This window comes from Pseudomonas sp. 1L-E-NC-VB-C3 (assembly GCF_057291535.1).
Map to the genome: position 1 here is coordinate 35,995 of NZ_JBXAWD010000016.1, position 25,958 is coordinate 61,952.

The window sequence follows — 25,958 nt, forward strand, 5'->3', positions numbered from 1 at the left end:
GCACATTCACGTGCCGAACAGCCGCGCCACTTAAGGTCACACAGATGGACATGCAATCCCGAATTCGCCAGCTATTTCAGGCCAGTATCGACACCAAGCAACAGGCGATGGACGTACTTGCACCGCACATCGAGCAAGCCAGCCAGATCATGGTCAACGCCCTGCTCAACGAAGGCAAAATGCTCTCGTGCGGCAACGGTGGATCGGCCGGCGATGCCCAGCATTTTTCTTCGGAGCTGCTCAACCGCTTCGAGCGCGAGCGTCCGAGCCTGCCGGCGATTGCGCTGACCACCGACACTTCGACGATCACCTCGATCGCCAACGATTACAGCTACAACGAAGTGTTCTCCAAGCAGATCCGCGCGCTCGGCCAGCCGGGCGATGTATTGCTGGCGATTTCGACCAGCGGCAACTCGGCGAACATTATTCAAGCGATCCAGGCCGCACATGATCGCGAAATGATTGTCGTAGCTTTGACCGGACGCGATGGCGGCGGCATGGCGTCGCTGCTGTTGCCCGAGGACGTCGAGATTCGCGTACCGGCCAACGTCACTGCACGTATTCAGGAAGTCCACTTGCTGGCGATCCATTGCCTTTGCGATCTGATCGACAGCCAACTGTTCGGGAGTGAAGAATGACCCCTAATCGCCTTGGCCTTCTGGCCTTGACCCTGTGCCTCGGCATCAGCGGCTGCACCTCGGTGGTGAATGCCAGCCGTGAAGCGCCGATCGAAGACGACCGTGGCACGCGCACATTCGGCAGCAAGATCGACGACTCGCTGATCGAGACCAAAGCAGGCGTGAACATCGCCAAGGCCGACCCGGCCCTGGACAACGACTCGCACATCGTCATCACCAGTTTCAACGGCGTGGTCCTGCTCGCCGGCCAGACGCCACGCGAAGACCTCAAGGCCAAAGCCGAACAGGCCGCCGCCAACGTCCAGCGCGTGAAGAAGGTGCACAACGAACTGCAAGTGCTGCAACCGTCCTCCCTGCTCGCGCGCCAGAACGACGCGTGGCTGACCACCAAGATCAAGACCCAGATGCTCACCGACGCCAGCATCCCCGGCTCGCGTATCAAGGTCGTGACCGAGAATGGCATCGTCTATCTGCTGGGCCTGCTGACCAAACAGGAAGCCACTCAGGCAACCAATCTGGTTCAGGGTGTGTCCGGTGTGCAGAAGATCGTGAAGCTGTTCGAATACATCGACTGACCGTAAAAGGCAGACATAAAAAAGGCGATCCATCCGGATCGCCTTTTTTTATTTCACAACCTTCAAGCTTGGCCGGCCACTCGGACGTGGCGGCTCGCTGCCCGGTGGCGGCGAGTCGTCATCCGGATCGATGTCTTCCTCGTCGTCCATCGGCAACTCGAGGTCAAACACCATGCCCTGGCCGTTCTCCCGGGCGTAGATGCCCAGGATCGCGCTGATCGGCACGTAGAGACTGTGCGGAACACCGCCGAAGCGGCCTTCGAACGTCACCACGTCGTTGTCCATGTGCAGATGACGCACGGCACTGGGCGAGATGTTCAGGACGATCTGGCCGTCACTGGCAAAACCCTGTGGCACCTGCACCGCCGGGTACTCGGAGTTGACCAGCATGTGCGGGGTGCAATCGTTATCCACAATCCACTCGTAGAGCGCGCGGACCAGATAAGGTCGACTGGAGTTCATAGCGGCTCCTTAAGCCTTAGCGCATATCGCGTTCGACACCAGACAGACTCGCCTGGAAAGCCTCACGCGCAAACTGACGCTCCATATAATCAAGCAGCGGCTTGGCCGGCCGCGGCAGTTCAATACCCAGAATCGGCAAACGCCAGAGTATGGGTAATAGGCAGCAATCCACCAGACTTTGTTCCTCACTGAGGAAGAACGGTTTGTCGGCAAACAGCGGCGAAACGCCGGTCAGGCTTTCGCGCAATTCCTTGCGCGCCACGACCCGTGCAGCCTCTTTGCTCTTGGGATCCAGAATCAGATCCACCAGCCCGCACCAGTCACGCTGAATCCTGTGGATCAGCAGACGACTGTTGGCCCGCGCTACCGGATAAACCGGCATCAGCGGCGGGTGCGGGTAACGCTCATCCAGATACTCCATCACCACGGTCGACTCCCACAACGCCAGGTCACGATCGACCAGCGTCGGCAGACTGCCGTAAGGGTTCACCTCAATCAGTTTAGGCGGCTGGCGGCCCGCTTCCACGTAGATGATTTCGGCGCTGACACCCTTCTCTGCAAGCACGATGCGCACTCGGTGGGAATAGTGGTCGGCGGGGTCGGAGTAACAGGCCAACCGATTGGTCACGCCCATGGCGATCCTCCTCGCTTGTTGAATTTGTCGGAACCGGAAAAACGCGCGCGCCCAGAGGGCACCTCCCGCAGGGTCTGACTGAGCAGACCCTGCTTTAGCGGAGGCGCCCTTGGGCGCGCGCGATTAACAGCAATGCTTGAAGCGTATCAGTGCACGTCTTTCCAGTATTCACGCTTGAGCAGGTAGGCGAACACAAAGAAGAACGCCAGGTACAGCAAGACATAAGTACCGATGCGCTGATGTTGCAGCTTAACCGGGTTAGCCGAGTAAGCCAGGAAGGTTACCAGATTCTTGACCTTCTCATCGAACTGCTCTTCGTTCAGAGCACCGGACTTCGGCACGATGGTCAACTGATCACACGCTTCATGAGTCAGCGGCGTGCCGGTCAGCGGATCGTATTGCTTCTTGCCGTCCTCCACGATCTGCACCTGCTTGCAGCCGACGACCTGCCGACCTTGCAGGCCGACCAGCACGTTAGGCATGCCGACGTTCGGGAAGACCTTGTTGTTCACGCCCCATGGACGCGCCGGATCTTCGTAGAACGACTTCAGGTAACCGTAGAGCCAATCGGTTCCGCGCACCCGCGCTACCAGTGTGAGATCGGGTGGCGCTGCGCCGAACCAGGTCTTGGCGTCGGCCGGCTGCATGCCGATGTTCATGTGGTCGCCAATCTTGGCACCGGTGAATACCAGCTTCTCCAGCATCAACTCGTGCGGAATGCCGAGGTCATCGGCAACGCGCTCGTAACGCTGGAACTTGGCGCTGTGGCACCCCATGCAATAGTTGGCAAAGGTCCGTGCACCATCCTGCAGGGCGGCTTTGTCGGAGACGTCGATATCGACACTTTCCAGTTCCGGACCATGGCCCCCGGCAGCAAAAGCCAGGGAAGGCAGCGCAGTAAAAATCAGAGCAAGAAATAACTTTTTCATCAGCCAGTCACCCTTTCCGGAACCGGTTTGGTCTTCTCGAGCCGGGTGTAGAACGGCATCAGAATGAAGTAGGCGAAATACAGGAAGGTGCAGACCTGCGACAGCAACGTGCGCCCCGGCGTCGGCGCAAGAACGCCGAGGATGCCGAGAATCACGAAAGAAATGCAGAACACCACCAGCCAGATTTTGCTCATCCAGCCCTTGTAGCGCATCGATCTCACCGGACTGCGATCCAGCCATGGCAGCACGAACAGCACCGCAATCGCCGCGCCCATGGCGATAACGCCCATGAGCTTGTCCGGCACCGCACGCAGGATTGCGTAAAACGGAGTGAAGTACCAGACCGGGGCAATATGCTCAGGCGTCTTGAACGGGTTAGCCGGCTCGAAGTTTGGTTTTTCGAGGAAGTAGCCGCCCATTTCCGGGAAGAAGAACACAATGAAGCAGAAGATGAACAGGAACACCACGACACCGACAATATCCTTCACCGTGTAGTACGGGTGGAAGGCGATGCCGTCCAGCGGGATACCGTTTTCGTCTTTGTGCTTCTTGATATCGACGCCGTCAGGGTTGTTCGAGCCCACTTCGTGCAGCGCCAGGATGTGCAACACCACCAGACCGAGAATCACGATCGGCAGCGCGACAACGTGCAAGGCGAAGAAGCGGTTCAGGGTGATTCCGGAGATCAGGTAGTCACCACGAATCCACTGGGTCAGGTCATCGCCGATCAGCGGAATCGCACCGAACAGCGAGATGATCACCTGGGCGCCCCAGTACGACATCTGGCCCCAAGGCAGCAGGTAACCCATGAACGCTTCGGCCATCAGCGCCAGGTAGATCAGCATGCCGAACACCCAGACCAGCTCGCGCGGTTTCTGGTACGAGCCGTAGAGCAGGCCGCGGAACATGTGCAGATAGACGACGATGAAAAACGCCGAAGCGCCGGTCGAGTGCAGCAGACGCAGGATCGAACCGTACTCGACGTCGCGCATGATGTATTCGACGGAAGCAAATGCCTCTTCTGCCGACGGCGTATAGCTCATCGTCAGCCAGACGCCGGTGACGATCTGGTTGACCAGCACCAGGAGCGCCAGCGAGCCGAAGAAATAGAAGAAGTTGAAGTTTTTTGGTGCGTAATATTTGCTGAGATGGTCTTCCCACATTTTGGTCGCGGGAAAGCGCGCATCAACCCAATCCATGAACTTGCTCATCACGCTTTCTCCGTATCGACGCCAATGACAATCAGCTCATCGGTCTCATAGGAATGCGGGGGAACTGGCAGGTTCAAAGGCGCAGGTTGCGACTTGTAGACGCGGCCAGCCAGATCGTAGTGGGAGCCGTGGCACGGGCAGAAATAGCCGCCTACCCAGTCCTTGCCCAGATCCGCAGGTGCCACTTCGGGACGGAAGGTCGGTGAGCAACCCAGGTGCGTACAGATCCCGATCAGCAGGAGAATTTCCGGCTTGATCGAACGTACTTCCGGGTCGACATAAGTGGGTTGCGTGGAGTTTTTGGAGGTCGGATCGGAGAGCTGACCCTCGATCTTCTTGAGATTCCCCAGGATTTCCTCGGTACGGCGGACAATGAACACCGGCTGGCCGCGCCATTCAGCAATCATCTGCTGGCCTGGCTCGATTTTGCTGACATTCACTTTCACCGGTGCACCGGCAGCTTTCGCCTTGGCACTGGGAAACCATGACCCCACGAACGGGACCGCAGCCCCCACCGCTCCTGCAGCACCCACCACGGATGTGGCTGCCACCAGGAAGCGACGCCGGCCTGCATTCACGCCGTCATTGCTCATTCAGTCCTCTCCCATCAGCTTTTTTGGCCTGTTAAATCAGGCGTCTACTAAATAAATCAAATGTTACTTATAAAAATTTTGCCCGAATGGTAATGAAAACCCCCAATTCTGACAAGGTTAATTCCCCGGGGATCAACCCCTCAAGCCTTGGAGTATAGGGGGTCTACGGCTGTGGCAAGTTGTCACAACGCAATTCTTTGATAAATCGCACGCATAAAAAAACGCCCGCTTCCGTGAGGAGGCGGGCGTTCTTTTTTGAACGCGGAAGCGGAATTAACGCTTCGAGTACTGCGGACGCTTACGCGCTTTACGCAGACCAACTTTCTTACGTTCAACTTCACGGGCGTCGCGGGTAACGAAGCCAGCTTTGCGCAGAGCGCTACGCAGGGTTTCGTCGTAGTCCATCAGAGCGCGGGTGATGCCGTGGCGGATTGCGCCAGCCTGACCACTTACACCACCGCCGATCACGGTGACGTAGATGTCGAACTTCTCGACAGTCTCGGTCAGCTCCAGCGGCTGACGAACTACCATGCGGGCAGTTTCGCGGCCGAAGAAGTTATCCAGCGAACGGTTGTTGATGGAGATGTTACCAGTACCCGGACGCAGGAAAACGCGTGCGGTTGCGGTCTTGCGACGGCCAGTGCCGTAATTTTGAGTCGCCGACATAATGAACTATTCCGTTAAATCTTCAGTTCTTGGGGCTGCTGAGCAGTATGAGGGTGTGCAGCGCCCGCATAGACTTTCAGCTTACGGTACATGTCGCGACCCAGTGGGTTTTTAGGCAGCATGCCTTTAACCGCGGTCTCGATCACGCGCTCAGGGGCTTTGGCGATCAGCTTTTCAAAGTTGATCGACTTGATGCCGCCCGGGAAACCGGAGTGGGAGTAGTACATTTTGTCAGTGGTTTTAGCGCCGGTAACACGGATCTGCTCGGCGTTGATGACGACGATGTAGTCGCCGGTGTCAACGTGAGGAGTGTACTCAGGCTTGTGCTTGCCACGCAGACGGCTCGCGATTTCGGTGGCCAGACGACCCAGGGTCTGACCAGCAGCGTCGACGACAAACCAGTCGCGCTTTACTGTTTCCGGTTTAGCAGTAAAAGTTTTCATTCTTTATAGCCTCAGGGGCCGCCTGTAAATAAGACGGCGGATCTTACTGAATAGTGCGTACTTTGACAAGTCAAAGGCAGCCGGATACAGACGCTTTCGGGGGCTCGGGTCGGCGCGTCCGTTCAACGGCAAGATTCTTCGGCGGCGGCGCATCACTTCCACTGCAGAAAGAGGTCGGCAATTATGCAGATTGCGAAAAATTTTTCAACCTGCTTTTATGATTGTTTTGCCCAAGGAGCACCCGATGGACTATCGCCAGCTAGGCCGTACCGACCTGAACGTGAGTGCAATCTGCCTCGGCACCATGACCTGGGGCGAGCAAAACACTGAAGCTGAAGCCTTCGCCCAGATCGAAAGGGCCAAGGAAGCCGGGATCAATTTCCTCGACACTGCCGAAATGTATCCGGTGCCGCCCAAAGCCGAAACCTACGCCACCACCGAGCGCTACATCGGCAATTACTTCAAGAGTCGCGGTGACCGTGCCGACTGGATCCTCGCCAGCAAGATCGCCGGCCCCGGCAACACCATCGATTACATCCGCGACAAGAACCTGCGCCACAACCGCCAGCACATCACCGAAGCACTGGACGGCAGCCTCAAGCGCCTGCAGACCGATTACATCGATCTGTATCAACTGCACTGGCCGGAACGCAGCACCAACTTTTTCGGACAGCTGGGCTACAAGCACAAGATCGAAGCGAACCTGACGCCACTGGAAGACACCCTCGAAGCCCTCGACGAGCAGGTGAAGGCCGGCAAGATCCGCCACATCGGCCTGTCCAACGAGACGCCGTGGGGCACCATGCGCTTTCTGGCTTTGGCCGAAGCCCGTGGCTGGCCGCGTGCAGTGTCGATCCAGAACCCGTACAACCTGCTCAACCGCAGCTTCGAAGTCGGCTTGGCCGAGATCGCCATTCGCGAACAGTGCGGCCTGCTCGCCTACTCGCCACTGGCGTTCGGCTTCCTCTCCGGCAAGTACGAAGGCGGCGCCCGACCACCGAAAGGCCGCCTGAGCCTCTACAGCCGCTTCAGCCGCTATTTCAACCCGCAATCCGAAGCGGCGTGCAGCCGTTACGTTGCATTGGCCCGTGAACACGGTCTGGACCCGGCGCAAATGGCACTGGCCTTCGTGACCCAGCAACCGTTCGTCACCAGCAACATCATTGGCGCGACGACGCTTGAGCAACTGGACAGCAACATTGCCAGTTTTGATCTGAAACTGTCCGATGAAGTGCTGGCCGGGATCGAGGCGATTCACAAGGATCATCCGAATCCGGCGCCGTAACTGACCGCCAAAAGCTTCGCGAACAGGCTCGCTCCCACAGTGGAACACTGTACCTGTGGGAGCGAGCCTGCTCGCGAAGGGGCCAGTCGGATTACCTCAACAGCGGAACGCGGAGCGTCCCCGGCGGCATTCCCACGCAGAGCGTGGGAACGATCATCAGAGCGACCGCGCAATAATCTCTTTCATGATTTCATTGGTGCCGGCATAAATCCGCTGCACCCGCGCATCCGCCCACGCCCGGGCCACCGGGTATTCCCACATGAAGCCGTAGCCGCCATGCAGTTGCACGCATTCGTCGAGCACTTTGCATTGCAGGTCGGTGCCCCAATATTTGGCCATCGCCGCCGTCGGCACATCGAGTTTGCCTTGCAGATGCAGCTCCAGGCAGCGGTCGACAAAAACCCGGCCGATCTGGATCTCTGTAGCCATTTCGGCCAGTTTGAAGCGGGTGTTCTGGAAATCGGCAATCGACTTGCCGAACGCCTTGCGATCACGGGTGTAATCCAGCGTCCATTGCAACGCCGCTTCAGCCGAGGCCAGGCCGCCAATCGCCACGGTCAGGCGCTCTTGCGGTAACTCCTGCATCAGATAGGCAAACCCGGCCCCCGCCTGGCCGAGAAGGTTCTCCTTCGGCACGCGCATGTCCTGGAAGAACAGTTCCGAGGTGTCCTGCGCCTTCATGCCGACCTTCTCCAAGCGCTTGCCCTTCTCGAAGCCCGGCGTATTCGCCTCCACCAGGAACAGGCTGGTGCCCTTGGCCCCGGCCTTCGGGTCGGTCTTGGCCACCACGATGACCAGATCAGCCAGAAAGCCGTTGGTGATAAAGGTTTTCGAGCCGTTGATCACATATTCGTCACCGTCGAGCACCGCCGTGGTTTTCACCCCTTGCAGGTCGGAACCCGCCCCTGGCTCGGTCATGGCAATCGCCGTGACCATTTCGCCCGAGACCAGTTTCGGCAGGTACTTGTGCTTCAGCGCTTCGCTGCCGTAATGCAGGATGTACGGCGCGACGATATCCGAGTGCAGGGAAAAGCCGATGCCGGTGAGTCCCAGGCGCCCGACTTCCTCAATAACCACGGTGCTGTAGAGGAAATCCGCGCCCAGCCCGCCGTACTCCTCCGGCAGATGCGAACAAAGCATCCCCGCCTCCCCCGCCTTGTTCCACAGTGCGCGATCGATGTACCCCTGCTTCTCCCACTGCGCGTGATACGGCACGGCCTCTTTTTCGAGGAAAGTTCGCACACTGTCGCGGAACAATTCGTGCTCGGGGCTGAACAGGGTTCTGGGGATCATGCGGCACCTTTCTTTGTTGTTGGAGGGATTCGGCTCTCAGAGACTAAGCCCGACTCCCGCTACGGGACACTGGACACATCCGACAAAAAATAAGACGATCCAGCCGTCTGGTGACCACTTTCCCTTATAAAAACAAAACAAAAGTTGAATTATGTCTAAGCACGTCTCCCCGCCCTTGCGGCGCGTCAGCATCCTGGCCATCGACCGGGTTTTCGCTTACACCCTCATGCAAGCCAAGGATTTTTTCCATGTGGCCAGCCTGCGTTACGGCAAACAACTGGGCCACGGCCTGACACCGGCGTTTGAAACGCGCCTGGTCAGCCCGGATGGCAAACCGGTAAAAAGCTTCAGCGACGTGGTCATGCCGGTCGACGGTGGCCTGGAAAACGCCGATGTGATCATCCTCCCGGCGTTCTGGGACGACTTCGATACGCTGTGCGGCCGTTACCCGCAAATCCTGCCGTGGCTGCGCGAACAGCATGCGCGCGGTGCGGTGTTGTGCGGCGAAGCTACCGGGGTGTTCTGGCTCGCCGAAGCCGGGCTGCTCAACGGCAAGGAAGCGACCACCTACTGGCGCTTCTTCAATGCCTTCGCCGAGCGCTTCCCCAAGGTCTATCTGAATCAGGACAAGCACCTGACCGACGCCGACAATCTCTACTGCGCCGGCGGTACTACCTCGGCATGCGATCTCTATATCTATCTGATCGAACGCTTCTGCGGCGCGAACGTGGCGCAAGCCGTGGCCCGCGACATCCTCTACGAAGTGCAGCGCAGCTATTCGCCGGGACGTATCGGTTTCGGTGGGCAGAAGCTGCATCAGGACGTGATCATCCTGCAGATCCAGCAGTGGCTCGAAGAACATTTTGCCGACAAGTTCCGCTTCGAAGACGTCGCCCGCGAGCACGGCATGAGCATCCGCAACTTCATGCGCCGCTTCCAGACCGCCACCGGCGACAAGCCGCTGCATTACTTGCAACGCCTGCGCATCGAGACGGCCAAGGGCCTGCTTTCGGGCACGCGCAAGAGCATCAAGACCATCAGTTATGAGGTCGGTTACGACGATGCGAGCTTCTTCGCGCGACTGTTCCGCCAGCACACCGAACTGTCGCCTAACCAGTATCGGCAACAGTTTCAGCAGGCTGCGTAACTCAACTGCGCGATCCAATGTGGGAGCGAGCCTGCTCGCGAATACGTACTTACCTGCAACATTGACGTTGCTGACACTGCGCTTTCGCGAGCAGGCTCGCTCCCACAGGGAAAAACTTCAGCGCATAAAAAAGGCCTGCAATCGCAGGCCCTTTTTTGTCGCTGAGACTCCGCTTAAGGCTTGTGCGCCCGCGACAGAAACTCGTGGGATTGCATCTCCAGCAGTCGGCTCAGCGTGCGCTGAAACTCGAAGGTCAGGCGTCCGCCGGTGTACAGATCCTTCAACTCGACTTCAGCAGAAATGATCAGCTTGACGTTGCGATCGTAGAACTCGTCGACCATGTTGATGAAGCGCCGGGCGATGTCGTCGGTGGTGACGCTCATCTGCTCGACGCCGCTGAGCAGCACGGCGTGGAAAATCTTGCCCAGTTCGATGTAGTCGTTCTGGCTGCGCGGGCCGTCGCACAGTTCGCGGAAGTCGAACCAGGCCACGTCGTCGCAGGTGCGCAGAGCGCGGATTTCGCGGTTCTCGATGATCAGCACATCGTTTTCCACCGCTGCCGTGCACTCCGGCGTCAGTGCCTTGAAGCTCTTGCGCAGGCTTTCGTGGGCGGCTTCGTCGAGCGGATAGTGGAACAGCTCGGCTTGCTCGAGGTGACGCAGACGATAGTCAACACCGCTGTCGACGTTGACGATCTCGGTGTTCTGCTTGATCAACGCGATGGCCGGGAGGAAGCGCGCGCGCTGCAGGCCATCCTTGTACAGGCCGTCCGGCACGATGTTCGACGTCGCGACCAGGGTCACGCCGTTCTTGAACAGCTCTTCCATCAGCGTGCCGAGGATCATCGCGTCAGTGATGTCGGAGACGAAGAATTCATCGAAGCAGATCACCCGCGACTCGGCCGCGAAGCGCTTGGCGATGATGGTCAGCGGGTTCTTCTCGCCGCCCAGGGTTTTCATTTCTTCGTGCACACGCTTCATGAAGCGGTGAAAGTGCGTGCGGGTCTTTTCCTTGAACGGCAACGCTTCGAAGAAGGTGTCGACCAGGTAAGTCTTGCCACGACCGACGCCGCCCCAGAAATACAGGCCCTTGACCGGTGCCTGATCCTTTTTGCCAAACAGCTTGCCGAGCAAACCCGGCTTGTTCTGGTCAGCGGCGATCAAGTCGTCGTACAGACGCTGCAAGTGACGCACAGCAGTTTCCTGCGCGGCGTCATGGAAGAAGTCCGGGCGTTTCAGATCAGCTTGATATCGTTCTAGGGGCGTCATAATTCGTTAGCAAGGCAACAAAAACGGGCCGTCACTGTAGCGACGGCCTGTGGGAATGGCAATCGGCCCTTGGTCGGGTCGTGCCGCCGATCAGTCTTGAGCTGGAGTCAGTGCGACGCGCAACGCCTCGATGGCGGCGTCCCGCGCGGCAGCGTCGGCGAAGGCCGGGCTGTCACCCACGCACTCACCGGCCAGCCAGACGCTGAAGCTCAGGTCATCAGTACGCACATCCAGCGACTCGCCGGACTGCAACTGTTTGGTCACCTGGCCGGCAGTCTTGCCGTCGGCGAAGTTGCGCGACAACAACAATTGCTCGCCATCGGCCGCCAGCAGACGGAAACGGAAGCTGCCGTCGTCCTCGCGGAAGCTGACGAAACGTGCGGCTTTCGCGGCTTTCTTTTTGGTGGTCGCGGCGACCTGAACCTGATTGACGAAAGAACGCAGGCCAACGGCTTCACGCAATTCGTTGAGGAACGGCGTGGCCACGGCGCGGGCCTTCTTCGCACCAATCTGCAGAATGTCTTCCAGATCCGCAGGACGCTCGATCAACTGGTGATACTTCTCGCGCGCCTCGCCCAGCTCATTGTCGAGCAACTGGAACAGGCGATTCTTCGCCTCACCCCAGCCCAAACCACCGAGCAGTTCGCTGCGGAACTCGTCAGCCTGCGCCGGAGTGGCGAAGGCCTGGAACAGAGTGAACAGGTGCGAGTTATCGGGATCTTTCGCTTCGCCCGGGGCCTTGGAGTCGGTGACGATCCGCGAGATCGCGTCCTTCATTTCTTTCGCGCTGCTGAACAGCGGAATGGTGTTGTCGTAGCTCTTCGACATCTTGCGACCGTCGAGGCCTGGCAAGGTCGCCACGCTTTCTTCGATCAGCGCTTCGGGCATGGTGAAGAACTCTTTGCCCTGGCCGAACAGATGGTTGAAACGCTGACCGATATCGCGGGCCATTTCCACGTGCTGAATCTGATCGCGACCGACCGGCACCTTGTGCGCGTTGAACATCAGGATGTCCGCTGCCATCAGCACCGGGTAGCTGTAGAGGCCCATGGTGATGCCGGCATCCGGGTCTTCACCGGTTTCGAGGTTCTTGTCCACCGACGCCTTGTAAGCGTGCGCACGGTTGAGCAGGCCCTTGGCGGCGACGCAAGTCAGCAGCCAGGTCAGCTCGGGGATTTCCGGGATGTCGGACTGGCGGTAGAACGTCACGCGGTCGACATCGAGGCCACCGGCCAGCCAGGTCGCGGCGATTTCCAGACGCGAGCGCTGGATGCGCAGCGGGTCATCGCATTTGATCAGGGCGTGGTAATCGGCCAGAAAATAGAACGAATCTGCCTGGCTGTCGCGGCTGGCGAGGATTGCCGGGCGAATGGCCCCAGCGTAGTTGCCCAGGTGCGGCGTGCCAGTGGTGGTGATGCCGGTGAGAATGCGGGTACGGTTGGTCATGGGTAATCGCTTGTCAGACTGCAATCAATTCGAGAGACGCGGCAGCAGCAGATCCTTGAGATCGGTCAGCTTGCCGTGAAAAAAGTGTCCGCATTCTGCCACTTTCAGCAGCTCATGGGGGCGCTGGAGTTGTTCCGACCACTGGTAGACCAGTTGCGGATCGATGACTTCATCGGTTTCCGGCTGGATCACGGTCAACCCGCCGTGCTGCGGCAGTTGATCCTGCTCGCCCAGACGCATCACCGCCGGGGCAACCATGAACAGGTGCTCAAGCTGCACGCCCTGGGCTTCGAGACGGCCGCCGAGACTTGCTGCAACAAATCCGCCGAAGGAGAAACCGAACAGGGTCAGCGGCAGATCCGGGTGTTTTTCCCGCAGCCATGTGGCGGCGGCCTGGGCGTCGTCGACTTCACCGGTGCCCATGTCATGCGTGCCCTGGCTGGCGCCGACGCCGCGATAGTTGAAACGCAAGGTGATCAGGCCTGCGTCGCGCGCGGTGCGCTGCAGGGTCGAGACGACCTTGTTGAGCATGGTGCCGCCCTGTACCGGGTTCGGATGGCAGATCAGCGCGATGCCGCGCGGCTGCTCGTTATCCAGATACAAAGCCTCAATTTGGCCGACAGGGCCGTCAATCACTACAGGGGTTTCACGCATCAGCAAGGGAGGAACTCCGTGACCTCGAATCGGGTCGACTCGTCTAGCAAATTGTCTGTGCCAATCTATTGCGAGTGAATCGCGGTATACAGCGCAGGTTCGAGCCGTTAACGTAAAGCAAAGCCGTTTATAGAGGAAGGACTCGTGGAACACTCGCTCTTAGTTTGGTTGTTACCGACTCTTGCCCTGGTTGTGGGTGTCGCCATTGGATTCCTGATCGCGCGCGTTGCGCCGAACGCCGCACCGAGCCGCACGCAGCGTCAACTGGATGATATCCAGGAGCGTTTCGACAGTTATCAGAACGAAGTGGTCACCCACTTCAACAGCACAGCGATGCTGGTCAAGAAACTGACCCAGAGCTATCAGGAAGTGCAGGACCACCTCGCCGAGGGCGCCAATCGTCTGGCCCTGGACGAGCAGACCCGCCAGCGCCTGATCGCCGCCCTGCACGCCGACGCAGCGCAGGCACCACGTGAACGCCTGACGCCACCGCGCGATCAGGAACCACCGCGTGACTACGCACCGAAATCGCCAAATTCCCCTGGCATGCTCGATGAACATTATGGTTTGAAGAAGTAAGCAGTCTTCGCTGCGAACAAAAAGCCCCCGGACAGTGATGTGTCTGGGGGCTTTTTTGTATCTGCAATCTTCGCTGCGCTCGTCGGCCTCTTCGCGAGCAGGCTCGCTCCCACAGGGGGAATGCATTTCAAATGCGGGAGCGAGCCTGCTCCCGAAAGGGGCGGCACCGATGAAACAAAAAAATGCCCGATCACAAGACCGGGCATTTCTTAATTCAGGCAATCGCTTATGGATACTGCTGCACCGTACCCGGCTGTTGCTGCTGACCACCATACTGCTGGCCCGGAATCGCCTTCAGGTTGACTTCGACCCGGCGGTTCTGCGCGCGGCCATTCACGTCGCCGTTGCTGGCAATCGGGTTATCCGGGCCGGCGCCACGGGCCGACAGGTTGGCACCGCTGACACCTTGCGAGGTCAGGTAGGTCGCCACGCTCTGCGCACGACGCTGTGACAGGTCCATGTTGTGCTGGCGGCTGCCGGTGCTGTCGGTGTAACCGACGATTTCGATCTGGTTCTGGTTGAACTCCTTCAGCGAGTTGGCCAGGTTGTTCAACGGCTGGTAGAAACTCGGGGCAATGTTCGCCGAATCGGTGGCGAAGGTGATGTTGCCCGGCATGATCAGCTTGATCTGATCGCCCTGCCGCTGCACTTCAACGCCAGTGTTGGCCATGCTCGCGCGCAGTTTCTTTTCCTGCTGGTCGGCGTAGTAGCCGTAGCCGGCAGCGGAGGCACCGACGACAGCAGCGCCGATCAAGGCGCCCTTGCCACGGTTGTCGTGACCGATGGCGGCACCGGCGAGTGCGCCGGCCAGCGCGCCGAGGCCACCGTATTTGGCGGTTTTGCTCATGCCTTGCGAGCCACCGTCGGCCTGACCCTGATTGTCATACGGATTAGGCGAGGCGCAGCCGGACAGCACGGCCACGGCAGTAGCGACAATAATCAAACGACGCGTGGTGAACATGGAGAGCTCCTGGTTTTCTGCATTCTGTGGTGCAGCGGCCACTGATCAATCAATGGACCTGCGCGGGCGTTGGATCATGACAATGCCTAAAAATTCCGCCCGCTGCCCGTGACAAAAAATTCAGGCACGCACAAACGGGTTCTCGCGCATCTCATCACCCAGACGCGTGTCCGGGCCGTGCCCGGTGACAACCGTTGCGTCCTCGTCCAGCGTATACAGCCGCTGCTTGATCGAACGCACGATGGTCGCCTGATCGCCACCCCACAAATCCGTACGCCCTACCCCGCGACGAAACAGCGTGTCGCCGGCTATCAACAGCTTAGCCTCGGAAAACCAAAAGCTCATGGACCCGGGTGTATGTCCCGGCGTGTGCAGTGCCACACCGCAACCGCAGGCTAGTTCTTCGTCATCGCTCAACCAGCGATCCGGCGACGGCACCGGGGTGTAAGGCACGCCGAACATCTGGCATTGCATTTCAAGGTTGTCCCAGAGGAATTGATCCTCCTTGTGCAGATGCAGGGTCGCGCCGGTTTTCTCCTTCATCTGCCCGGAAGCGAGAAAGTGATCGAGATGCGCGTGGGTGTGGATGATGCTGACGACTTTCAGGCCATGGGCATCGAGGCGCGCCATGATCAGGTCCGGGTTGCCGCCGGGATCGACGACGATGGCTTTTTTTGTGAGTGGGTCGCCGATGATCGTGCAGTTGCACTGGAGCGGGCCGACGGGGAAGGTTTCGCGGATAAGCGCAGGGCTGGGCGTGGTCATGGAAAAATCCTGGACAGGGTCAACGCCGTTGGCAACGGCCGATGGCGAATTTTACCGTCGCTAGAGCAATAACCCCAACGCCTTCGCCCGCGCCACCGCCTGCGTACGCCGCTCAACCCCGAGCTTGCTGTTGATATGGCTGGCATGGGTTTTCACGGTGTGCAGGGAAATGAACAACTGCTCGCTGATTTCCTGATTGGAACAGCCTTGGGCGATCAGGCGCAGCACGGCCAATTCCCGGCTGCTGAGTTGTTCGGTAGTTGAGCTTTCTACGCTCGGTCGCGGCGCGGCTGTTGGGAACTGTGTGAGCAATTGCTGGCTGACGGCGTGGCAGGAAAGCGCCTGCAATTGCCCGCGCATCCAGTCGGCATGACTTTTCAGCAGCGCATCGAAGGGCTGGAAGACGCCGCCGGCCGCAGCTTCCAGCGCCTGACTCAACACCTTGCGCGCATCGGGCTCGCGTCCACTGGACAGCAACAGCGCCACCTTCTGCGTCAACGCCATCACACTGAGCAACTGCCGCCCGGTCCGCTGGCCGTTTTCATGCAACACGTTCAGCCGCCCTTCGGCGAGCATCGGTTGCCCCTGAATCACATCGAGCAGCGCCTGTTGCAGTTCCACATGCAGTGGCAGTTGCGGATGGAATTCCGGTGGCGCCGCAGCGTGTTCGCCGGTGTAGGTCTGGCCCAGGCGTGCAAGCCACGCCTCGGCAAGATCAATCCGGCCCTGGGCCAGCCACAGTTCGCATTTGACCAGGGTGATCATCGCCAGATAGTAGATCGGCGGTACGTCCCAGATGTGCATCAGGCGTTCGGCTTCGGCGAGTTCGGCGAAGGCCTTGGCGAATTCGCCACTGGCGCCGTCCAAGCGAGCGATCACGCAGTGCCCGATCAGCACGCTGATGTCGCGACAGGCGCGCGCCTCGCCAATGCCGGCCAGCAGACGCACGCGAGCGGCTTGCGGCTGCAAACGCATCGCCAGCAGGAAACCTTCATACAACGTCAGCCGTGCGCGTACGGCGTACAGGCGTTGCGGCGACAGACCGCGCAAGCGCTCCAGACCCTGATGCACTTCATCCAGCGCACGCAGAATCTCGCCCCTCGATTGCAAGACTCGAGCTCTGTCGTAGTGAGCCAACGCTTCGAATAATGGATTGCCGACCCGTTGCGCCAGCTCGAGGGATTCACGGTTCAGGCCACGGGCGCGCCACAGATCACCGTCGGCGATCGCCAGATTGGACAAGGTCGACAGGCACATCAGCCGCTGGCCATAACGCTTGGCCGGCAGGCTCTCCAGCGCTTCACTGCAATAACGCAGGGTCAAATCGCGATGGCCGCGCCCGCGAGCGATGATCCCGCTCAGCGCCAGCCATTGCGCCAGCATGGATTTTTGCGCGGTGGCCGAAGGCGCCGGCAGGAAACGGCTCAAATGGCTGGCCAGCTCTTCAGCGGCGTCGAGCTGACAGGCCAGCCCCAGCGCCCAGCTGTAGAGCACGATCAGCCGTGGCGTGCTGATCAGCAGGCTGTCGGGCAAGTCCATTTTCCAGCGCAGCAGCATGCCGACGTTCTGCTCGGCGAGCAGCTGTTCTTCGGACAAGTTCTGTACCAAATTAGCCGCGACATCGAGATGCCCGGCACGCAACGCCTGCTCCACCGCTTCGTCGAGCAGGCCTTGCGCATTGAACCAGCGGCAGGCGCGCAAATGCAGGGTAGCGTTGGGCACCATCGCCTGGGCGATTGGCCGGCTGCGCAACAAGTCGGAGAACAAATGGTGATAGCGGTACCAGTGACCATGCTCGTCCAGCGGCACCAGAAACACTTGATGGGCGAGGAGAAAGCGCAGGATTTCCGCGCTGTCATGGGCTTCACGGACAGCGTCACACAGCTCGCTGCAAAAGCGTTCCTGCGGAGCGGTTTCGTAGAGAAACGATTGCACTTCGGCCGGCAAGCAATCGATGACTTCTTCGAGCAGATAGTCGCGTATCAACCCCTCGCCGCCGTTCAGCGCTTGCGGCAGCGCGGCATCGTTGCCCGCCTCGGCCACCGCCAGCAGCCAGAAGCGCAGGCCGGCGACCCAGCCTTCGCTGCGCTGGATCAGGCTTTCCAGTGCTTCGCCGCGCAGTGAGCTGCTGTGGCGATCGAGCAAGGTCAGGGCCTCGTCGTGGGTCAGGCGCAAATCCTGTTCGTGCAGCTCGAGCAACTGCCGCGACAGGCGCAGACGCGCCAGATGCCAGTCCGGGCGCTGACGGCTGGTGACCATCACCAGCAAGCCATCGGGCAGATGATTGAGGAAAAATTGCAGGCAACGATCCAGCACCGGCCCTTGGGCGAGGTGGTAGTCGTCGAGCACCAGCAGCAGCGGTGCAGCAGGATCGAGATGCAGCGCCAGCTCATCGAGCAGACCGTCGAGCCACTCTTCGAAAGCAAATGGCTGATGACGCTGACGCATTTTCAGCAGACCAAGAGCGCCAGCGCCCAAGGCCGGAAAGTAGTCCTGCAGACCTTCGAGCAAGCGCTCAAGAAAACGTCCGGGATCGCTGTCACGCGGACTCAAACCCAACCATAGACTTTGCCAGTGGGCCGGCAGGCTCTGACAGAACTCCACCGCCAGCGAGCTCTTGCCGAATCCGGCCGGGGCGCTGACCAGCAGCAACCGACCTCCGAGCCCGGCCTGCAGACGCTGGCAAAGGCGCGGCCGCAAGACATAGCCATCAGGCAGCGGCGGGCGAAAAAAACGCCCGTCCAGTGCTGCGACGGTGATGCTTGCGGGACCCGGAAGTGGGGACAGATCAGTCATGGCCGGCTCTTGTTCGAAGGCGATTGGCGGCGTTGCAGATGTCCGCAGCCTAGCCTTAAACGAAGAGGTAATGAAGGTCGCTGCTACAAATGGCTACAAAAAGGCTACAGACACAAAAACGCCCCGAACCGGTCGGGGCGTTTTCATGAGGATGCGGCCTCGGGTTTACGCAGGTTTAGCGAACACCATCCTGACGCAGAGCGGCCGGGGTGAAGTCGCTGGTGGTGGCGGTGAAGCCGAAGTCATACGCCTGCTTCTCTTCGTTCTTCATGCCCAGTGCCAGATAACGGCCGGACTGCAGGTCGTAGAGGGTTTCGAGGGCGTACCACGGCACTTGCTTGTCGTAGTAGTTCTCGGCATGTGCCTCGGCTACACGCCACAGTTGGCCACGACCGTCGTAGTGGTCGATGACCGCTGCCTGCCAGGTGTCCTCGTCGATGTAGAAGTCACGCTTGGCGTAGATGTGGCGCTGGCCTTCCTTCAGGGTCGCGACCACGTGCCAGACGCGGCGCAGCTCGTAGCGAGCCAGGTCCTGGTTGATGTGACCGGCCTTGATGATGTCCGAGTACTTCAGTTTCGGATCGTCGAGCTTGTAGCTGTCGGAGGCGATGTACATCTCTTTCTTGCCTTCGAGCTTCCAGTCGTAACGATCCGGCGCGCCGTTGTACATGTCGAGGTTGTCCGAGGTACGCAGGCCGTCGGCGGCAGTACCCGGGCCGTCATACGACACTTGCGGTGCACGGCGCACACGACGTTGCCCGGCGTTGTAGACCCACGCCGAACGCGGCTCTTTGACCTGGTCGAGCGTCTCGTGCACCAGCAGTACGCCACCGGCCAGACGCGCCGGCGCAGTCACTTTCTGCTTGAAGTAGAACAGGATGTTGCCCGGGTTCGCCGGATCGTAGTCCTTCATCTTGTCGCGGAACACGAACTGATCCTGGAAGTACACCAGGCTGTACGAGCCGTTCGGTTGCGGCGTGGCCTGGGTCACCAGACGGGTCACGCTCCCGCCGCGATAGCGGGTGATGTGGTTCCAGATCACTTCCACACCGGTTTTCGGGATCGGGAATGGTACGGCGGTATCGAAGTTTTCCAGACCGTTGCCGCCGGACACCAGGTTGGTGCTGGTGGCGTTCTTCTTGATCGCGGCGAACACGTCATCCGGCACGGTGGCGCCGCGATGGGACGGATAGACCGGCATCTTGAAGGTTTCCGGGTAGCGCTTGAACATCGCGTACTGGCCCGGCGCAAGCTTGTCCTTGTACTTGTCGACATCCTTGGCGGTGATGGTGAACAGCGGCTGCTCACTGGCGTAAGGGTTGGACAGGAAGCCCTTGCTGTCGACGCTGCCGGCATTTTTTGGCAGCGGTTTCCAGGCCGGGATCGAACCGTCGGCATTACCGGCCATTTCCGCGCCCATCGGCGTCAGGCTCTTGCCCAGTTTATCCGCTTCGGCAGCAGGCACCGCCGCCATGACACTGGTCGCCAGCAGCGACAGGCCCAGAACACCGGCGTGGAACAGACTCTTTGTTATTTTCATAAATTCGTTCGTCCTGAAATGCAGTGCTTAGAAGTTCACGCCGAAGCTGAGCGCCACGAAGTCGCGGTCATCCACGGTGGTGTACTTGCCGTCGAAGAAATTGGTGTAAGCCAGGCTCGCGGTGTAGGTGTTCTGGTATTCGGCGTCGACGCCCAGGCTGACCGCTTTGCGACCTTCCTCGAAGTTGCCGCCAGGGCCTGGCGAGTAACCGCTCACGTCGTGGGACCAGGCCACGTTCGGCTTCAGGTTCACGCCAGCGAACACGTCGTTGTATTCCCAGATCGCCCGACCACGGTAGCCCCACGACATCGACGTGGTGAAGCCGTCGTTTTCGCAATTGCGGCTGCGGTTGTTCTGCGGCGAACCGGGACCTGCGCCGTTGATGGTGCTGTTGTTGAGGATGTTGGCGCAGGTATCGACTGTGCCAGTAGCCGGCAACTCACCCGGACCGTAGACCGGGTCGCGGCCATAGCGCTTGTCGGAACGGCTTTCCAGGCCACCGACGTAGGTTGCACCGACTTCACCGACGAGGGTCAGACGGCTGGCGCCCATGACCTGATCGAAGAAGTGCGTGAACGTCGTCTGGATCTGGGTGATTTCCTTGCGCTCATAGCCATGCAGATCCTGACCCGGCACGCCGGTCAGCAGCGAAGCGTTGGTCAGTGCACCGCCCAATGGACGCACACCGGCAAACAGGATGTCGGTGGAGTTCAGTTGTACCGGCGCGTTCGGACGATAGCTGATCTCACCGCTCCACGCCGTACCGGTAGGCAGAGTGGTGGAGAAGCTCAGACCGTAGAGACGAATGTCTTCCGGGTATTCGATGAAGTAATTAGAGTTGCCCGCAACCAGCAGCGGTGCGAGTGCGGCGAACGGCCCCGGCAGCGCGGCGGCGGTGTTGTAGACCGACTGCGGTGCGCCGGTTGCACTGAAGATCGGCGCACGGCTGTGGTAGTTCATGAAGTAGGCGCCGAACTCGGTGTCGAGTGGCTCGAACATGTATTTGAGGGACGCGCCCCACTGACCGCTGTCGCGCGCGTCACGGTCCGGCCCACGGCGCACCAGCACGCCTTCTTGGTCGACGTTCACACCGTTGGCGGCCAACGGCCCCAAAGCGATCGCCGGAATCTGCGAACGCTTGTTCAGTACGCGCAGATTGCTGTCGCAACCGTCAGCAACGATGTCCGGCTGGGAGAAGAAGGTGCCGCAGTTGTCGACGACGGTCTGGTCCCATTCCAGTTGGTAGAACGCTTCGGCCGAGAGGTTATCGGTGAGGCTCTGCGACACGTAGAACATGTTGACCGGAATCAGGCCTTCCTTGATCTCGGCGCCCGGACGACGGAACGCGGAGACGTCGATCGGGTTGATCGAGTTGATGCCACCGCCGATGAAGGTACTTTCACCCCAGCTCACTACCTGCTTGCCCAGACGCACGGAGCCCGGCTGATCGGCAATCGCGTAGTTGTGGTAGACGAAGGCGTCGAGGATCTGCCCGCCGGAGGACTTGGCGCCCTCTTTGCGGTTGCTGTCGCTGATGTCCTTGAATTCGCGGCTCTCGTCCTTCAGTTCGAAGTCGTACCAGTATTTGCCACGGACGAACACGCCGGTGTCGCCGTATTTCAATTCAAGGTCATGGATGCCCTTGAAGATCTTCGAAAAGGTTTCGCCGCTCTTGAAGTTGGCGTGCCCGTCATCGGAAGTCTGCGACAGGCCACGGCCGCCGTTGTTGACGCCGATAAGGTTCTTGTTCGGGCTCTGAGTAGACCAACTGGCGCCGATCGACAGGGACGAGTCGAACTGGCCTTCGATTTCACCGACGTTGAAACTGACGCCGAATGCAGGCCCGGCGAGCGAGGAGGCAAGACTGACCGCCAGAGGCAGTTTCGCCCGGCGCCAGAACTGGTTTACTGAGGTCATCGACGCTACTCCATGTGCATTATTGTTATGGCAGTGAGTACTTTTAAAAACGCTGTGGAGGACCGGGCGCCAGGGTTGCCCGAAATCACTCCAGAGTTGCTCGCCCCGATCAGTGCGTGTGCTCCGTTTCTAAAAAGTCCTTGAGCGGACTATATCCAGCGGGTGGTAGTGCTTGATCCCTCTAAAGTGTGATTTGCAGCCGCCAACCACTCTGGAACAGTCCTTTCGCCAGTCCGACACACGTCGGCAGGGCAAGGATGGCTGATTTTTTCGATTTCACAAGCCAAGCGCTTGCTTGGTGGGTCTGGCGCGCCGGTTTCGGCGCGCCAGCAGACACTCAAAGTGTCGAAAGGAAGGTGCTGTTGTTGGCCTGCCACTCGGTGATGTCGAGGCGAATGCGCTTCTTGTCGAGCTTGCCGACACTGGTCTTGGGAATTTCGGTAACAAGGGCGATCTGACTGGGGATCGCCCACTTGCTCAAGTGTCCCAGCTCGACGAACGGCTTGAGGTGTTCCTTCAGTTCCCGTGCACCGATCACCTGCCCTTCGCGGACCACCAGCAAGGCAAACGGGCGCTCGCCCCACTGCGGATCGGCGATGCCCACCACTGCTACTTCGCGTACCGCCGCATGCCGGCTGATGAGGTCTTCGAGGTCGAGGGAGGAGATCCACTCGCCGCCGGTCTTGATCACGTCCTTGATGCGATCACGAATATCGATCACGCCCATGCTGTCGAGCGTGGCGACGTCGCCGGTGTGCAACCAGCCACCGGCCCAGAGCTCGGCGCCCTTCTGCGGTTCATTGAAATAGCCTTCGGTCAGCCACGGCGCGCGCAGCACCAGTTCGCCCTGGGTTTCACCGTCGGCCGGAAGGAAGTTGCCGTCGCCGTCGACAATCGCCGCTTCGACCAACGGCCCCGGTACACCGGCCTTGATCCGGTAAGTGGTGCGCTCGTCTTCGCTGCCGGCCATCAGTTCGTCGTTGAGGTGCGCGCAGGACACCAGCGGCCCGGTTTCCGACATGCCGTAAGCGGCTGTCAGCTGAATGCCACGGGCCTTGGCGTTTTCATAAAGACTGCGATTGAGCGCGCTGCCGCCGATGACGATTTTCCAGCCGCCGAAGTCGGCACTCTGCGCGGCTTTGGCGTTGAGCAGCATCTGCAGGATGGTCGGCACGCAATGGGAAAAGGTGACCTTCTCCTTGCGCCACAACTCCACCAGATACTCCGGATCGTAGCGCCCCGGATAAACCTGCTTGAGCCCGAGCATGGTCGCCACGTACGGCAAACCCCAGGCGTGGACGTGGAACATCGGCGTGATCGGCATGTACACATCGTTGGTGCCGAGCAGCCGTACGCTGTCGATCGAACCCATGATCGTCGCCACGCCGATGGTGTGCAGCACCAGTTGCCGATGGGTGAAATACACGCCTTTCGGATTGCCCGTGGTGCCGGTGGTGTAGAACGTGGTGGCGACCGAGTTTTCGTCGAAGTCCTGGAAATCGTATTGCGCACTCGCAGCGGCCAGCAGTTGCTCGTATTCGCCGACGAGGTTGGGCAGCGCTGCGGTTTTCTCCGGGAGATCGGTCAGCAGCAGGGTTTTCTCCACCGTGGTCAGCTGCGGCGCGATGGCCTGATACAGCCCGACGAACTCGCTGTTGACCAGCACGAAGCGGTCCTCGGCGTGGTTCATGGTGTAGAGGATCTGCTCCGGCGACAGGCGCACGTTGATGGTGTGGATCACCGCGCCGATCATCGGAATGGCGAACATGCATTCCAGGTAACGGTGGCTGTCCCAGTCCATCACCGCCACGGTGTCACCGGCCTTGACGCCGGCAGCCGTCAGCACGTTGGCCAGCCGCGCAACCCGCTCGATCAGGGTCGGATAGCTGTAGCGCAACTGGTCGCGGTAGATGATTTCGCGGGTTTTCTCGTAACGGGCGCCGGACATCAGCAGCCGTTTGATCAGCAATGGATACTGGTAGGCCCCATCGGCCGGCGGAATGACCCGAGTCTGCAACATAAGAATCCCTTTTCTGACTGCACGGTGTTGGCGGAGAGATTCGTACTCTAGTGCGCCAGCATGACAGTCAAATCAGCCAAAGGAATGATTTGCAGAGCCGTACAAATGCTAGCTTTGCGCCAGCACCCCAGGTATCTGGAAATTGGATATGGCCCATGTAGGAGCTGCCGAAGGCTGCGATCTTTTGATTTGCTTATGAAAAGACAAGATCAAAAGATCGCAGCCTCGTTGCACTCGTCAGCTCCTGCAAGAGAACAACGCGGCCCGGTCAGTGCATCTCGGTGAACGCGATTTTCACGCCGAGAGCAATCAGCACCGCGCCCATGGTGCGGTCGAACCAGTGGCCCATGCGCGCGAAGCCGGCGCGCACGCGGTGTTGGCTGAACAGCATCGCCACCAGACAGAACCAGATCGCCGTCGCCACCGCCAGGTAAACGCCGTAACCGGCCTGCACGGCCAGCGGCGTGTGCGGATTGATCACCACGGTGAACAGCGAGAGGAAAAACAACGTGGCTTTCGGGTTCAGGCCGTTGGTGACGAAGCCCGAGGTAAACGCGCCCCGCGCGGTGCGTACGCCGGTTTCCCGGTGCAAATCATCGGTGACGGTTTTCGCCGGTTGCGCGCGCAAGGCCTTGAAGCCGATGTAAAGCAGATACGCGGCGGCGGCCCACTTCAGCGCGTTGAACAGCACGATCGATTGCGACACGATCAGACCGATGCCGAGCAACGAATAGCCGACATGCAGGAAAATCGCCGAGCCCACGCCCAGCGCGGTCCAGGTGCCGGCGCGGCGCCCGTGGGTCACGCTCTCGCGCACGACGACTGCAAAGTCCGGTCCGGGGCTGGCCACGGCGAGCAGATGGATCAGGGCAACGGTCAAGAACTCGGTCCAGTACATGGGGGCTCCTCAGGATTCGAATGTTCACACTGGACTCATTGCCGAATGCTTTCCCTGTGGGAGCGAGCCTGCTCGCGAAAGCGCTGGGTAAGCCAACAGAGATGTTGACTGGGCCAGAGCTTTCGCGAGCAGGCTCGCTCCCACAAGAGTTCAAGGCATCTCGGTGTCGAGTAACCAATTGTTTCATCTGGTAGGCTCGGCAGAGTACGCCCTCCGCTCACAGCACAAAAGGTACAGTTGATGACGAACACGCGCCGCGCGGTATTCCTTGATCACCCTTCGCTGGATCTCGGCGATCTGGACCTCGGTCCGTTGCGCGAATGCTTCAGCGACTTGCAGCTGTTCGCCCAGACGTTGCCGGAACAGGTCAGCGAACGCCTGCACGGCGCCAGTGTGGCGATCACCAACAAAGTCGTGATCGACGCGGCCGCGATGGCTGCCAACCCGCAACTGAAACTGATCCTGATCAGCGCCACCGGCACCAACAATGTCGACCTCACTGCCGCCCGCGCCCACGGCATCACCGTGTGCAATTGCCAGGCTTACGGCACGCCGTCGGTGGCGCAACACACGATCATGCTGCTGCTCAACCTCGCCACGCGCCTGGCCGACTATCAGAAAGCTGTGAGCGCAGGCCGCTGGCAACAGGCGAAACAGTTCTGCCTGCTCGACTACCCGATCGTCGAACTGCAAGGCAAAACCCTCGGCCTGCTCGGGCATGGCGAGCTCGGTGGCGCCGTGGCGCGATTGGCCGAAGCGTTCGGCATGCGTGTGTTGCTCGGACAGATTCCGGGGCGCCCTGCTCGACCGGATCGCCTGCCGCTGGAAGAACTGCTGCCGCAGATCGACGCCCTGACCCTGCACTGCCCGCTCAACGAGCATACCCGGCATTTCATCGGCGCCCGCGAACTGGCCTCGATGAAGCCTGGCGCATTTGTGGTCAATACCGCCCGGGGCGGCCTGATCGATGAGCAGGCGCTGGCCGACGCTTTGCGCAGCGGTCATCTCGGCGGTGCGGCCACCGACGTGTTGAGTGTCGAGCCACCGACCCAGGGCAATCCGCTGCTCGCCGCCGATATCCCGCGCCTGATCGTCACCCCGCATAACGCTTGGGGCAGTCGCGAGGCGCGCCAGCGTATCGTCGGGCAACTGAGCGAAAACGCCCAGGCGTTCTTCAGCGGTGAGGCGCTGCGGGTCGTCAGTTGATAAACTGCGGCACTTTTTTTCAAGGAGCAGTT

Annotated in this window: 24 protein-coding genes; 6 read left to right on the plus strand and 18 right to left on the minus strand. The window is 60.0% G+C overall.

Annotated elements, in window-relative coordinates:
• Positions 1-44 precede the first annotated feature (44 nt).
• Positions 45-638, plus strand: a complete 594-nt coding sequence (locus AC0Z5Z_RS22645; RefSeq protein ID WP_008082788.1) for a phosphoheptose isomerase — start codon at positions 45-47, stop codon at positions 636-638.
• Complete coding sequence (locus AC0Z5Z_RS22650; protein WP_024014250.1) at positions 635-1,213, plus strand: BON domain-containing protein; 579 nt, start codon at positions 635-637, stop codon at positions 1,211-1,213. The genes AC0Z5Z_RS22645 and AC0Z5Z_RS22650 overlap by 4 nt, the downstream gene beginning before the upstream one ends.
• Before the next feature lie 48 nt (positions 1,214-1,261).
• Here the strand turns inward: AC0Z5Z_RS22650 and AC0Z5Z_RS22655 are convergent, their stop codons facing one another.
• The 7 genes from AC0Z5Z_RS22655 to rplM form a co-directional block, all read right to left on the minus strand.
• Positions 1,262-1,675 carry a ClpXP protease specificity-enhancing factor gene (locus AC0Z5Z_RS22655; RefSeq protein WP_016773263.1) on the minus strand — a complete coding sequence of 138 codons (414 nt, stop codon included), beginning with the start codon at positions 1,673-1,675 and terminating at the stop codon, positions 1,262-1,264.
• 16 nt (positions 1,676-1,691) lie between these two features.
• Positions 1,692-2,309 carry a glutathione S-transferase N-terminal domain-containing protein gene (locus AC0Z5Z_RS22660; protein ID WP_007961620.1) on the minus strand — a complete coding sequence of 206 codons (618 nt, stop codon included), beginning with the start codon at positions 2,307-2,309 and terminating at the stop codon, positions 1,692-1,694.
• Between the two features lie 146 nt (positions 2,310-2,455).
• The gene (locus tag AC0Z5Z_RS22665) at positions 2,456-3,238 is read right to left on the minus strand and encodes a cytochrome c1 (protein WP_016773262.1); all 783 of its coding nucleotides are present in this window, start codon (positions 3,236-3,238) and stop codon (positions 2,456-2,458) included.
• Entirely contained in the window at positions 3,238-4,449 is a 1,212-nt protein-coding gene (locus tag AC0Z5Z_RS22670) for a cytochrome b (RefSeq protein WP_016773261.1), read from the minus strand. The genes AC0Z5Z_RS22665 and AC0Z5Z_RS22670 overlap by 1 nt, the downstream gene beginning before the upstream one ends.
• Positions 4,449-5,042: a ubiquinol-cytochrome c reductase iron-sulfur subunit gene (gene petA, locus AC0Z5Z_RS22675; protein WP_041479967.1), complete on the minus strand. Its 594-nt coding sequence runs from the start codon at positions 5,040-5,042 to the stop codon at positions 4,449-4,451. The genes AC0Z5Z_RS22670 and petA overlap by 1 nt, the downstream gene beginning before the upstream one ends.
• Positions 5,043-5,315: 273 nt before the next feature.
• Positions 5,316-5,708, minus strand: a complete 393-nt coding sequence (gene rpsI, locus AC0Z5Z_RS22680) for a 30S ribosomal protein S9 (protein ID WP_003228056.1) — start codon at positions 5,706-5,708, stop codon at positions 5,316-5,318.
• A 14-nt stretch (positions 5,709-5,722) separates the two neighbouring features.
• Positions 5,723-6,151: a 50S ribosomal protein L13 gene (gene rplM, locus AC0Z5Z_RS22685; RefSeq protein WP_003228062.1), complete on the minus strand. Its 429-nt coding sequence runs from the start codon at positions 6,149-6,151 to the stop codon at positions 5,723-5,725.
• A gap of 244 nt (positions 6,152-6,395) precedes the next feature.
• Between rplM and AC0Z5Z_RS22690 the strand changes: the two genes are divergently transcribed.
• Positions 6,396-7,436, plus strand: a complete 1,041-nt coding sequence (locus tag AC0Z5Z_RS22690) for an NADP(H)-dependent aldo-keto reductase (protein ID WP_039761359.1) — start codon at positions 6,396-6,398, stop codon at positions 7,434-7,436.
• Positions 7,437-7,592: 156 nt separating this feature from the next.
• Here the strand turns inward: AC0Z5Z_RS22690 and AC0Z5Z_RS22695 are convergent, their stop codons facing one another.
• A complete protein-coding gene (locus tag AC0Z5Z_RS22695) occupies positions 7,593-8,729 on the minus strand; it encodes an acyl-CoA dehydrogenase family protein (protein WP_485611677.1) in 1,137 nt (378 codons plus the stop codon).
• 250 nt (positions 8,730-8,979) lie between these two features.
• Between AC0Z5Z_RS22695 and AC0Z5Z_RS22700 the strand changes: the two genes are divergently transcribed.
• On the plus strand, positions 8,980-9,876 hold the full coding sequence (locus tag AC0Z5Z_RS22700; RefSeq protein ID WP_163012735.1) for a GlxA family transcriptional regulator: 897 nt from the start codon (positions 8,980-8,982) through the stop codon (positions 9,874-9,876).
• Positions 9,877-10,049: 173 nt separating this feature from the next.
• Here the strand turns inward: AC0Z5Z_RS22700 and zapE are convergent, their stop codons facing one another.
• The 3 genes from zapE to AC0Z5Z_RS22715 all read right to left on the minus strand — a co-directional run bounded on the left by zapE (position 10,050) and on the right by AC0Z5Z_RS22715 (position 13,244).
• The gene (gene zapE, locus AC0Z5Z_RS22705) at positions 10,050-11,144 is read right to left on the minus strand and encodes a cell division protein ZapE (protein ID WP_016773254.1); all 1,095 of its coding nucleotides are present in this window, start codon (positions 11,142-11,144) and stop codon (positions 10,050-10,052) included.
• 90 nt (positions 11,145-11,234) lie between these two features.
• Entirely contained in the window at positions 11,235-12,590 is a 1,356-nt protein-coding gene (locus AC0Z5Z_RS22710) for a tryptophan--tRNA ligase (protein WP_310218304.1), read from the minus strand.
• Positions 12,591-12,614: 24 nt separating this feature from the next.
• On the minus strand, positions 12,615-13,244 hold the full coding sequence (locus AC0Z5Z_RS22715) for an alpha/beta hydrolase (RefSeq protein ID WP_160768466.1): 630 nt from the start codon (positions 13,242-13,244) through the stop codon (positions 12,615-12,617).
• 144 nt (positions 13,245-13,388) lie between these two features.
• Between AC0Z5Z_RS22715 and AC0Z5Z_RS22720 the strand changes: the two genes are divergently transcribed.
• Positions 13,389-13,823, plus strand: a complete 435-nt coding sequence (locus AC0Z5Z_RS22720) for a Z-ring associated ZapG family protein (RefSeq protein ID WP_016773251.1) — start codon at positions 13,389-13,391, stop codon at positions 13,821-13,823.
• Positions 13,824-14,049: 226 nt separating this feature from the next.
• Here the strand turns inward: AC0Z5Z_RS22720 and AC0Z5Z_RS22725 are convergent, their stop codons facing one another.
• From AC0Z5Z_RS22725 to AC0Z5Z_RS22755, 7 genes are all read right to left on the minus strand, one after another.
• Positions 14,050-14,784 (minus strand): YiaD family glycine zipper/OmpA-like lipoprotein, encoded by a 735-nt coding sequence (locus tag AC0Z5Z_RS22725; RefSeq protein WP_041479972.1) that lies wholly within the window; start codon positions 14,782-14,784, stop codon positions 14,050-14,052.
• Positions 14,785-14,904: 120 nt separating this feature from the next.
• A complete protein-coding gene (locus tag AC0Z5Z_RS22730; RefSeq protein WP_041479973.1) occupies positions 14,905-15,549 on the minus strand; it encodes an MBL fold metallo-hydrolase in 645 nt (214 codons plus the stop codon).
• Between the two features lie 60 nt (positions 15,550-15,609).
• Entirely contained in the window at positions 15,610-18,345 is a 2,736-nt protein-coding gene (locus AC0Z5Z_RS22735) for a winged helix-turn-helix domain-containing protein (RefSeq protein ID WP_485611678.1), read from the minus strand.
• Positions 18,346-18,520: 175 nt separating this feature from the next.
• Positions 18,521-19,885, minus strand: a complete 1,365-nt coding sequence (locus AC0Z5Z_RS22740) for a DUF1329 domain-containing protein (protein ID WP_024014265.1) — start codon at positions 19,883-19,885, stop codon at positions 18,521-18,523.
• Between the two features lie 27 nt (positions 19,886-19,912).
• On the minus strand, positions 19,913-21,802 hold the full coding sequence (locus AC0Z5Z_RS22745) for a DUF1302 domain-containing protein (protein ID WP_056790239.1): 1,890 nt from the start codon (positions 21,800-21,802) through the stop codon (positions 19,913-19,915).
• A 337-nt stretch (positions 21,803-22,139) separates the two neighbouring features.
• Positions 22,140-23,822: a fatty acid--CoA ligase gene (locus tag AC0Z5Z_RS22750; protein ID WP_305381517.1), complete on the minus strand. Its 1,683-nt coding sequence runs from the start codon at positions 23,820-23,822 to the stop codon at positions 22,140-22,142.
• A 268-nt stretch (positions 23,823-24,090) separates the two neighbouring features.
• On the minus strand, positions 24,091-24,720 hold the full coding sequence (locus tag AC0Z5Z_RS22755) for a LysE family translocator (RefSeq protein ID WP_056790244.1): 630 nt from the start codon (positions 24,718-24,720) through the stop codon (positions 24,091-24,093).
• A 240-nt stretch (positions 24,721-24,960) separates the two neighbouring features.
• Between AC0Z5Z_RS22755 and AC0Z5Z_RS22760 the strand changes: the two genes are divergently transcribed.
• Positions 24,961-25,926 (plus strand): 2-hydroxyacid dehydrogenase, encoded by a 966-nt coding sequence (locus AC0Z5Z_RS22760; RefSeq protein WP_460138348.1) that lies wholly within the window; start codon positions 24,961-24,963, stop codon positions 25,924-25,926.
• Positions 25,927-25,958: the final 32 nt, after the last annotated feature.